This is a genomic window from Amycolatopsis coloradensis, from assembly GCF_001953865.1.
Lineage (GTDB): Bacteria > Actinomycetota > Actinomycetes > Mycobacteriales > Pseudonocardiaceae > Amycolatopsis > Amycolatopsis coloradensis.
Genome location: NZ_MQUQ01000020.1, coordinates 295,055 through 304,880, shown reverse-complemented (window position 1 = coordinate 304,880; position 9,826 = coordinate 295,055). Strand labels below are relative to the sequence as shown.

The 9,826-nt window shown below is 67.0% G+C and carries 10 protein-coding genes and 1 tRNA gene; 4 read left to right on the top strand and 7 right to left on the bottom strand.

The window, feature by feature from the left end:
* Position 1: 1 nt before the first annotated feature.
* On the top strand, positions 2-1,399 hold the full coding sequence (locus BS329_RS34015) for a hemopexin repeat-containing protein (RefSeq protein ID WP_158075851.1): 1,398 nt from the start codon (positions 2-4) through the stop codon (positions 1,397-1,399).
* 104 nt (positions 1,400-1,503) lie between these two features.
* Here BS329_RS34015 and BS329_RS34010 read toward each other — a convergent pair whose 3' ends face one another.
* From BS329_RS34010 to BS329_RS33995, 4 genes are all read right to left on the bottom strand, one after another.
* Positions 1,504-1,872: an STAS domain-containing protein gene (locus tag BS329_RS34010; protein WP_076166424.1), complete on the bottom strand. Its 369-nt coding sequence runs from the start codon at positions 1,870-1,872 to the stop codon at positions 1,504-1,506.
* Positions 1,869-3,131: a PP2C family protein-serine/threonine phosphatase gene (locus BS329_RS34005; protein WP_143253303.1), complete on the bottom strand. Its 1,263-nt coding sequence runs from the start codon at positions 3,129-3,131 to the stop codon at positions 1,869-1,871. Before BS329_RS34005 ends, BS329_RS34010 begins: the two co-directional genes overlap by 4 nt.
* Positions 3,131-3,901 carry an alpha/beta fold hydrolase gene (locus BS329_RS34000; protein ID WP_279628232.1) on the bottom strand — a complete coding sequence of 257 codons (771 nt, stop codon included), beginning with the start codon at positions 3,899-3,901 and terminating at the stop codon, positions 3,131-3,133. Before BS329_RS34000 ends, BS329_RS34005 begins: the two co-directional genes overlap by 1 nt.
* A gap of 271 nt (positions 3,902-4,172) precedes the next feature.
* Entirely contained in the window at positions 4,173-4,772 is a 600-nt protein-coding gene (locus BS329_RS33995) for a TetR/AcrR family transcriptional regulator (protein ID WP_076166421.1), read from the bottom strand.
* A gap of 110 nt (positions 4,773-4,882) precedes the next feature.
* On the opposite strand from BS329_RS33995, the gene BS329_RS33990 reads away from it, so the two are divergent.
* Together BS329_RS33990 and BS329_RS33985 are read left to right on the top strand one after the other, a co-directional pair.
* Positions 4,883-5,653, top strand: coding sequence for an ABC transporter ATP-binding protein (locus BS329_RS33990; RefSeq protein ID WP_076166419.1), 771 nt, complete (start codon positions 4,883-4,885; stop codon positions 5,651-5,653).
* Positions 5,638-7,542, top strand: a complete 1,905-nt coding sequence (locus BS329_RS33985) for a hypothetical protein (protein ID WP_076166416.1) — start codon at positions 5,638-5,640, stop codon at positions 7,540-7,542. The genes BS329_RS33990 and BS329_RS33985 overlap by 16 nt, the downstream gene beginning before the upstream one ends.
* A 484-nt stretch (positions 7,543-8,026) precedes the next feature.
* Here the strand turns inward: BS329_RS33985 and BS329_RS33980 are convergent.
* Positions 8,027-8,099, bottom strand: a tRNA-Asn gene (locus tag BS329_RS33980).
* 114 nt (positions 8,100-8,213) lie between these two features.
* Between BS329_RS33980 and BS329_RS33975 the strand changes: the two genes are divergently transcribed.
* Positions 8,214-8,444 carry a hypothetical protein gene (locus tag BS329_RS33975; RefSeq protein ID WP_244197397.1) on the top strand — a complete coding sequence of 77 codons (231 nt, stop codon included), beginning with the start codon at positions 8,214-8,216 and terminating at the stop codon, positions 8,442-8,444.
* Positions 8,445-8,505: 61 nt separating this feature from the next.
* Here the strand turns inward: BS329_RS33975 and BS329_RS33970 are convergent, their stop codons facing one another.
* Entirely contained in the window at positions 8,506-9,270 is a 765-nt protein-coding gene (locus tag BS329_RS33970; RefSeq protein WP_076166413.1) for a trans-aconitate 2-methyltransferase, read from the bottom strand.
* Between the two features lie 33 nt (positions 9,271-9,303).
* Entirely contained in the window at positions 9,304-9,825 is a 522-nt protein-coding gene (locus BS329_RS33965) for a hypothetical protein (protein WP_076166410.1), read from the bottom strand.
* Position 9,826: the final 1 nt, after the last annotated feature.

Here is a 9,826-nt window from a genome sequence, read left to right as displayed (position 1 = left end):
CATGCCCATGCCGGACTCGAAATTTCACAAGATCAACGCAGCCTACGCACTCACCAAGGCCGAGGTGATCAACGAGCGAGGAGGATACGAGATACGCGACGACGTCATCGTTCTCGTGCAGAACGGCACCGCCAGTGTCGCCGAGGTCAAGGACCGCAAGATCTCCCGCTGGCAACCGGCGTACACGCCCTATGGCTTCCCCAAAGCCACCGCAGTTCTCAAGCCGCACTCCAACCTGCCCAATCCGTTCACGCAAGGCATCGACACGGTCTTCCCTGACTACGACGTCGGTGATGGCCGGTGCTGGGTCACCAACGGCGGCAAAATCGTCTCCTATAACTTCAAGACGAACAAGAAGTACGGCGACGCACAAGATGTGAAGTCGAAGTTCACCAGCATCCCCAGTGGATTCGCCAACGGCTGGAACGCCGCCTTGACGTGCAGTAAGAACAAGGTCTGGCTGTTCAACGGCGATAAGTTCACCGCACTCATCCAGGACGGCAGCACGATCAGCTTCTCCGATCCCAAGACCATCGCCGAGGGGTGGAAAAAGGGCAATGAGCAGGTTCCTCTGATCAAGGACGGAATCGACGCGGCGGTACGCATACCCGGGACCAACACGGGATACCTCTTCCGTGGTGACAAGTACGTCGAGGTGAACACCGACACCGGCAACGTCGTCGGTGGCGAGAAACTCATCCGAAGCTACTGGCACGGCGTCCCCTACCTCTACCCGACCCCCGACGCCATACTCCGCACCTGGCGCGGCAACGAACAAGTCTTCCGGATCGTCTGGGGAAGATGGTGCTTCGAACTCACCCGAGACCAAATGCATTGGAGTAGACCACCGGTCAGCACCGGTGATGCCAAACTTCTCAGCGAGGTGTATCCGAAGCTGAAAGACAGCGGTTACGCCGACGGCGTCCAACGAGGGTTCATGCCGAACAGGGGCTCAAGCGAAGAATCCGCGTATTTCCTGCGAGGCGACAAGTATGTGACCGCCAGGGCCGGTGAAACTGGTTCGGTGTCCGAGAACAGCATCGGTGGATCATTGACTGCCGACAACTTGATCCCCCATTTCACCGCCACCTCATCGAGCAGTATTTTCGACTCGTATCTCAAGAACGAGAAGGAAATGCGTTACTGGGAGCCGGGAAAGGGTGCGTCGCGAAGCAGCGGCTGGCTATCGAACGTACGCAACAAGCTAGCGGGGTCATTCATGGACAACCTCCAGGCCACCAGTCGTATAGTTTTGCGTTCTTACGCACCGGCGGACACGGACATTATCATGATCTCCACCGAACCGCGCGTCGCTATCGCGTTCGCACTTCCGGGCAAGGACAAAATCATTCACGGGCCACACGTTTTCAACCACGAACTACCCTGGCCCACAAGCTGACCGCGCAATAACCTGCGTCTTCGATTCCAAGGGTTTGTGAAGAATTTCCGCAGGCCGACGCCGAATCGGACGTTCTGCGATCGCCGGACAAGGCGCGAGCACTGTCACGCACCAGCGGGCGGGCCCGTCCCCCAGGCGGCGTGGGCGTCGGCGGTGGTGGGATAGGTGGTGAAGAAGTCGGCGAGTCCGATGAGATCGAGGCTGCGACTGAGCTGGTGGGGCACCGCGGCCAGGGCGATCCCGGCGTCGGCGGCGAGGGTGACATTACGGGCCGCGATCAGCGTGGAGATCCCGCTGGAGTCACAGAACAGCAAACCGGTCATGTCCATGACCAGCTGCTGGCCCGGCAGTACCGTGAGTTTCTCGATCGCCGCGAGCGCGGCGGGGGCGCCGGCGACGTCGAGTTCCCCGGAGTACTCGAGTACCGGGCCGGTGGGGGTGACGCGGGTGGTGACGGTGAAGGCGGTGGTCACGGCTGGTCGTCTCCCGACGCGGGAATGCTGAGCGCGAGCAGGGCGGTGTCGTCGTCCACCCCGTCTTCGAACCCGGCGAGCAAATCCTGCACCGCGGCCACCAGCGCGGGCGCTGTGGTGGGGGCGAGGGTGGCGGCGAAGTCGCGTAACTGTTCTTCGCTGTAGCGGGTGCGGCGGTGGGTGCGGGCCTCGGTGAGCCCGTCGCTGTAGAGCAGCAGGGTGTCCCCGGGCGCCAGGTGGATCTCCGTACTGGCGAAGCGCGCGTCGGGCAGTGCTCCGACGAGCATTCCGCCCGGTGTTTCCACGAGTTCGGCGGTGCCGTCGGCCCGGATCAGCACGGGCGGCAGGTGCCCGCCGGTGGCCAGTGTGATGGTGGCGCCGCGGGTGTCGGGGACGAGCGAGCCGTAGGCGACGGTGCAGTACCGCGGATCGGTGCCGTGGTACTCGTGGTTGAGCACCGCGTTCAGGGTGCCCAGCACAGCGACCGGGCTCGGGTCGCGCACGGCGGCGGCGCGCAGGGTGTATCGGGCGAGGGAGGTGACCGCGGCCGCTGCGGCACCCTTGCCGGACACGTCACCGAGGAAGAATCCCCACGTGTCATCGGCGAGCGGGAACAGGTCATAGAAGTCGCCACCGACCTGATCTGCCGACGCGGGATGGTAGTACGCGGCGACCTCCATACCGTCCACCGCCGACAGGACAGGTGGCAGCAGCGTGCGCTGGAGAATGGCGGCGAACGCCCGGGCCTTGTCACGTTCGGCGTCCGCTTCGCGACGGGCGCGCAGCAGTTCCTGTTCGTAGGCGCGGCGCTCGCGCGCGTCGAAGATGGTGGTGCGGATCAGCTGCGCGGTGCCGTCGGTGCCGGTCTTCACCACGGAGGTGACCAGGACCGGCAGTCGGACCCCGTCCGCTGTCTTCAGTTCCAGCGCGAGCCCACCGACCTCGCCGTGCATGCTCAAGATCGGCGCGATGTGTGTCTCGTTGTACATCCGCCCGCCGACGGTCAGCAGATCGCTGAAGCGCCGCCTGCCGATCAGGTCGTCGCGGTGGTAGCCGAGCCAGTCGAGCAGGGTGGTGTTGATTTTGGCGATGGTGCCGTCCATCAGCGTCGAAAGATACCCGCACGGCGCGTGCTCATAGAGGTCCTCGGCGCTGTCCTCCAGCAACGCCGAGAACGTGTTGTCCAACGCCCCGTTGTCGTCGTCGCTCCCGGATTGGTCGTCGTGGGCACCGCCGGCGCTGTCACCGGTCTCGCACATCACCGGGCACCAGCGAACACCGCGATCGCGTCCGTCGTGGCCTCGGGTGCGCTCAGCTGCGGGCAGTGCCCGATCGTGTCCAGTGTCACCATCGTGCTGCCACGAACCTGCTCGTGGACGAACCGGCCGACCTCGGGCGGGGCGATGGCGTCCTGCGCGCTTTGGATCACCAGCGTCGGGACCGTGACCTTCGGCAGGTCAGCACGGTTGTCGGACAGGAACGTGGTTTGAGCGAACACCCGCGCGATCGCGGGGTCGGTCCGGCAGAAACTGTCCGCCAGCTCGGCGCCGAGTTCAGGACGGTCGGGATTGCCCATGATCACCGGGGCCATGGCCGCCGACCAGCCCAGGTAGTTGGAATCAAGGGAGTCCAGCAGCTCGTCGATGTCGCCACGGCTGAACCCACCCCGGTAGTCGCCTTCATCGACGTAACACGGCGACGGGGACAGCAACACCAGTCTCGAGAACCGGCCCGGCTCGCGGTTGGCGGCCAGCACCGCGATCATCGACGACACCGAGTGCCCCACCAGCACCACGTCGCGCAGGTCCAATTCCGCGCAAATGTCCAAGACATCCTGGGCGTACCCGTCGAGCGTGCTGTACCGCTCCGCCGACCAGGCCGACAGGTCCGACTTCCCCGACCCGACGTAATCGAACAACACCACCCGGAAACGGTCAGCCAAGGCCGGAGCGACGAGACGCCAGAGGTTCTGGTCACACCCGAACCCATGTGCGAGCAGCACCGTCGGCCCCTCATCGCGACCGGTCACGACCACATTGTTCCTGCTGCGCGCATCCACGCGGCCCATCCTGTCACCGGCGACGAACACGAACGAGGGCGAGTTCCCCCAAGCATCCGGACGCACGTGCCGGAACCGGCGGTGACGGTGGTCTCGCAGGCCAGGGCCCGGATGAGCGGCAGGCCACGGCCACCGGCGAGCGGCTCGCCGGTGATCCAGCCGCGATCGGGGCAGTGCCCGGTGCCTCGGTGATCGCGGCGCGCTTGGCGTTGAACGTCCACCGGCGACGACGGCCGCGGTCCTAGCCACCAGCAGTCGGCGGGGCCTTCGGTCCAATCCCGGCGAAGACTGCCTCGATCACGCGGTCGACGTACTCGCGCGTGAGCGGCTGCCGGGCGATCAACACCTGGAAATAGAAGGGGCCGGACAGAAGGGCCATCGCCAGGCTCAGGTCGAAGTCGCTGGACAGCTGCCCCTGGTCGCGAGCCTTTCGCAAGCGAGCGATCGTCTTCTCCTCTTGCGGGCCGATGAAACGTTCGTTCAACGCCTCCGCGACTTGAGGATCTTGCTGGGCCTCGACCAGCACAGCTTGATACAGCGGCCCGAGCGGCGGTTTGCTCAGCAGATCGACGGCCGCGTGGATCTGCTCGCGCAAGTCGGCTTCGATGTCGCCGGTGTCCGGATAGTTCAGTTCGGGCTCGTTCAGCGACAGCAGGGAGTCGAGGAACAGAGCGCCCTTGGACGGCCATCGGCGATAGATCGTGTGTTTGCCGGCTCCGGCGCGTGCCGCGACCGCCTCGATGCTGAGTTTGGCGTATCCCACCTCCTGCCCGAGCTCCAGCGTGGTCCGCATGATGGCATCAGTCCGGTCGGCGACACGGCTGCCGCGTTTGTCGGCCATTTTGTCAGCATAGCGGAACGGCACGTGCCGTATTGACTTTACTCGAACACTCCAGGATGCTCGCTTCAGAAGTGGCACGACACGTGCCGTTCCGCAACTGGAGGAACCTCATGGAGTCATCGGGTACAGCTCCGGCGCTTCGCCTCGCCGGGCTGACCAAGACCTTCGACGACAGACCGGCGGTCGACCACATCGATCTGGAAGTGCCCCAGGGGTCCTTCTTCGGCCTGATCGGCCCCAACGGCGCAGGCAAGACGACGTCGTTGTCGATGGCGGTGGGATTGCTGCGTCCCGACAGCGGGCGCTCCCAGATCTTCGGCGTCGACGTCTGGGCCGACCCCGCACGGGCCAAGGAACTCATCGGCGTGCTGCCCGACGGGCTGTCCATGCCCGAGCGGCTGACCGGCCGCGAACTGCTGCGTTTCACCGGTCTGCTGCGCGGTATGGAGGTGCGCGAGGTCGAGCGGCGATCGGGTGAGCTGCTGGAGGTCCTGGAGCTGGCCGATACCGGGCGCACCCTGGTGATGGAGTATTCGACGGGCATGCGCAAGAAGATCGGCCTGGCCACCGCACTGCTGCACGCGCCGAAGCTGCTGGTGCTGGACGAACCGCTGGAGGCCGTCGATCCGGCCTCGGCCGCCACCATCAAGGTCATCTTGCGGCGGTTCGTCCGGGATGGCGGTTCCGTGGTGTTCTCCAGCCACGTGATGGCCGTCATCGAGCAGGTGTGTGACCACGTGGCGGTGATCGCCTCCGGCCGGGTCGTGGCCTCGGGCTCGCTGGAGACCGTGCGCTCGGGCCGAAGCCTGGAAGAGCGGTTCATGGACCTGGTCGGCGGCCAGGTTCCTGAGATGGGAGAGCTGGCATGGCTGTCCTCCTGATCCGGATGAAATTGGCCGTGCTGCGGAATTCCATGAACGGCCAGCGCGCCGGGCGGCTGGTCACGGGCGCCGCGGCCGGGCTGACGCTCGCGGCGGGCCTGATCTTGCTCGCCGGACGCGACTACCCGGTCGCGTCGCTGCACTTCGATGTGCTGGGAGCGGGATTCGCACTCTGGACGGCCGGGTGGCTGCTGGGCCCGGCGCTTTTCGGCGGCGGTGACGAGACGTTGCGGCCCGAACAGTTCTCGCTGCTGCCGTTGACACCACGCCGTCTGGCGGTCGGGCTGGCGGCGGCGTCGTTCGTCGGCGTGGGCCCGCTGGTCACGCTCGTCGCCTTTTCCGCGCTGGTGGTTGCGTCGGTCAAGACAGGGCTTGGTACCGCGGCCACGGTGGTCGGCGTGCTCGCGGTCGTCCTCCAGCTGTCGGTGTGCGTGCTGGCCTCCCGATTGATCACCGCGGTGCTCGGCCAGGTCATGCGCTCCAAGGTGGGTGCGGCGCTCGCCGCTCTCGTCAGCGCCGCGATCTTGGCCGGGCTGCATTCGAGCTGGGTGCTCTCGCCGCTGGCACAGACCGCTTTGCGCATCGGCTTTCCGGATTCTTTCTCCGCGTGGCTGACGGCATTGCCTTCAAGCTGGGGACTGCTGGCCGTGCGCGCCGCCGCGCAGGGGAATTGGCCGACCGTGGCCGCCGTCCTGGCGGGGCTGGCGGCGCTCGGATTGCTTTGCTGGTATGCCTGGGCAGGCCTGGTGAAGCGACGACTGGCCACTCGTCGCGCGAGCGGACATCCGGCCCGGATGTTCTCCGGCGACTGGGCCAGGGGCCCGGTGACCGCGGTCGTCGCCCGGGAGCTGCGCACCTGGTCCCGGGACCTGCTTCGCTTTCATTACCTGGCTTTCGCCCTGTGCTACGCCCTGGTGTTCTGCCTGCTGCCACTGGCCGTCGGCGCGTCGACCTTCCTGCCGTGGACCGGCCTGGTGTTCGCGCTGTGGGTCGCGGCGATCTCCGCGAACCTCTACGGCGAGGACGGCACCGAGCTGTGGGGCAAACTGATGATCCCCGGTTCCGCCCGCCACGATGTGCGCGGCCGCCAGCTCGCCTGGTTGCTGGTCACCGCGCCGGCGACACTCATCCTGACCATCGCGATGGTCGTCTTCACCGGCGAATACAGCTTTTGGCCCTGGCTGGCCACGGTGCTGCCCGCGCTGCTGGGCGGCGGTGCGGGCGTGACCGTGCTGGTGTCGGTGCTGAGGCCGGTACCCATGACCGATCCGCAGCTCCGGGGCGGCAACCTGCTGGAGAACGGTACCGACTTCGCGCAGGTCCTGATGGTGCTGATCCTCAGCGCGGCGACCGTCGCCCCCGCCTGTTTCGCGGCACGGCTGGGGCCGGTCTGGGCGGGGCCGGTCGTGGGCTTTGCCGGCGGCGCTTTCCTGGCCTGGTTACTGGGACGGTGGGCCGCGGCCAAGCTCGAATCGAGCGCGCCGGAGTTGCTCCTGTATCTGCGTATCGGCGTCTCGCCCCAGCGGAAGCGACCGGCCCCGGCCTGGAAACCGCACAAGTCTTCCCTGCCCAAGCCCGAACCGCACCTGGAGAAACTCGGCCTCCACCTGGCTCCGAACGGCCGGCGTGTCTACGTCGTCGCGAGCCTGGTCCTGTGCTGGGTGCCCCTGGCCGCCCAGGGCATCGTGCCGGCGCTCATGCTGACCACCGGCCAGATCACGCCATCCTGGTTTCTGGCGCTGCACCTGCCCCAGCATCTCCAGTGGCCCGCGGTCACCGCCATGATCTGCCTCGGACTCATCATGCTGACCACCGGCCTTGGCATCGGCCTTCACTACCGGGCCAGGTCACGACGAGCAGGGGGCGAACTCGAGCCCACGACACGATGAGCGCGGCCATACCGAGCGCCCCGCACGGCCGGACCGGCCTCCATCGGTTCCTTGACCCACGCGTCGAAATCCAACCCCGCGATCTCTGTCCGCGAGGTCCGGAACAATCCGTTGATCAGCCCCGGACTCTCACACCACTTTTCCTGGAGCAGATCCGGAGCACGCCGTCGGTTACAGCTGCACGCAACGGCGTAGAACCGCATCGGTCAGACAACAACTGCTCCAGCCGATCAGGGGTTCTCGACACCCGTAAATCAGGCCGACTACCCCGGAGCACCACGCTGAGCGCTGCCCCAACCGCGATCTTCCCCGCGCTTCGCACACCCCGTTGGAAACCCTGCGCCCAGTTGACCGGCCGGATCCCGATGATGTCGCCATGTAAGCAGCGCACCAGGGCAAACACTGGACGGGCGTCAAAATCGACGCTCAATAGCACCTAGGGCTCAGACACGAAGAAGCCCAGGCCATCGGCCTGGGCTTTGTGCTCCCCCGCTTGGACTCGAACCAAGAACCCTCCGGTTAACAGCCGAATGCTCTGCCAGTTGAGCTACAGGGGATTGTGCTCCGCACCGGCCGGATCGCTCCGACCGATGAGAGAACTTTAGCCCACGGCATCCGGCGGCCGCTCACCCACCCCCCACTTTCGGCCGTCACCTCGTCAAGCTCGCGTTTTGAGGGACAATGACAGCCGGAGCAAGATCGAACGGGAGGCGTGGACTCGGATGAAGATGTTCCTGCTGGGTGCGGCCGCGGGCTATGTATTGGGCGCGAAGGCCGGCCGGGGACGGTACGAGCAGATCGTGCGGACCTACCGCAAGATCGCTGACCACCCCATGGTGCAGGGCGCCGCCGGGGTCGCTCGCGCCAAGGTCGGTGAGCGATTCGGGCGGCCCCAGCGCTGACGCCGTGATGAGCTGAAGGGCCTTCGCCGCATCTCATGCGGCGAAGGGCCTCTTCAGCTCATCACGGCACGACGGCGACCACGAAGACGCGCCGGAACTCGAACCAGGTGGTCCCATCGGGCCGCGGCGGGTAGGCCTCGTCCAGTTTCCGGGCGATCTGGGCCCGGAAGTGGTCCCAGTCGGCGCCCGGCAGCGCTTCCTTGACCGGCCGCAGCGAGGTGCCAGTAATCCATTCGAGCACGGCGTCCTCCCCGCGCAGCCGCTGGAGATACGTCGTCTCCCAGGCGTCGACGGCGCATCCCGCGTCGGCGAGCAGGCTTCCGTAGCCGAGCGGGCTGTCGACGGCCTGGTTCTCCCGCAGGACGACGTCGGCGAGGCGCGGAGCCCACTCCTCGGTGCGCGCGAGGGCGCGGACCAGGGCGTGCGACGGCGCGTCGAAGTTGCCGGGCACCTGGAACGCGAGTGTCGCCCCGGACGGCAGGCGGTCCACCCAGCGCCGGAGCAGGACGCGGTGCTCCGGGACCCACTGGAGCACGGCGTTGGAGATGACCACGTCGGTGTCCGGCCCGGGCACCCAGTCGTTGACGTCCAGGACGCGCGCGTCGACGCCTCGCGAGCGAGCGGCCTCGACCATCTCCGGGGAGCTGTCGCTCGCCTCGATGATCGCGTCCGGCCAGCGTTCCGCCAGACCGGCGGTCAGGTTCCCGGGGCCGCAGCCGAGGTCGGCGACCCGGCGGGGCTTCGCGGCCGGTATCCGCCCGACGAGATCGTGGAACGGCCGGGCCCGCAGGTCGGCGTAGTCGAGGTACTTGACCGGATCCCACATGGCGCCTCCCAGCGATACAGTACGAGCGTACTGCTAGCCGTGGGGCTTGGCCAGTTTCTCCGCCGCTTCCTCGGCGATCGCCTTGACCACCTCGACGTCGGTGCCCGGATCGGGCCGCACCTGCAGCACCGTGCCGTCCTGGCCGGGGATCTTGCGCTCGACGAACCACGCTCCCCCGGTCCCGAGGTCCTTGCGGTGCCGTTCCCGCACCGAATCGTCGACCCGCTGCCGCAGCAGGATCGGCACCTTGCCCGGCCGCGCGAGCTTGAACCGGACCGGGGCCTTGTCGGCCAGCAGCACGGCCTTTCCCGCGGTCCCGGCCTCCTCGGACTCGGTCAGGGTGATCACCCCCTCTGACCACGCCGCCTTGCCGACCAGATGCCAGCCGACCCGGCGCGGCCCTCCTTCGGCGGGGATCCACAGGCCGAGCTGCGTGACGAGCAGATACCCGCCGCCCTCGACCGGAGCGCTCCCGACGACGTGCTCGCCGTCGTCCAGAGTGCCTGCGAAATCCGCCGGGACACGGTCACCCAGCAGGTGGCTCAGCCAGCCCATG

Excerpts from the sequence above, each read along its gene's own strand:
- BS329_RS34015 (WP_158075851.1), top strand. The coding sequence starts at position 2 with ATGCCCATGCCGGACTCGAAATTTCACAAGATCAACGCAGCCTACGCA.
- BS329_RS34005 (WP_143253303.1), bottom strand. The coding sequence starts at position 3,131 with ATGTGCGAGACCGGTGACAGCGCCGGCGGTGCCCACGACGACCAATCC.
- BS329_RS33995 (WP_076166421.1), bottom strand. The coding sequence starts at position 4,772 with ATGGCCGACAAACGCGGCAGCCGTGTCGCCGACCGGACTGATGCCATC.
- BS329_RS33990 (WP_076166419.1), top strand. The coding sequence starts at position 4,883 with ATGGAGTCATCGGGTACAGCTCCGGCGCTTCGCCTCGCCGGGCTGACC.
- BS329_RS33985 (WP_076166416.1), top strand. The coding sequence starts at position 5,638 with ATGGCTGTCCTCCTGATCCGGATGAAATTGGCCGTGCTGCGGAATTCC.
- BS329_RS33970 (WP_076166413.1), bottom strand. The coding sequence starts at position 9,270 with ATGTGGGATCCGGTCAAGTACCTCGACTACGCCGACCTGCGGGCCCGG.
- BS329_RS33965 (WP_076166410.1), bottom strand. The coding sequence starts at position 9,825 with ATGGGCTGGCTGAGCCACCTGCTGGGTGACCGTGTCCCGGCGGATTTC.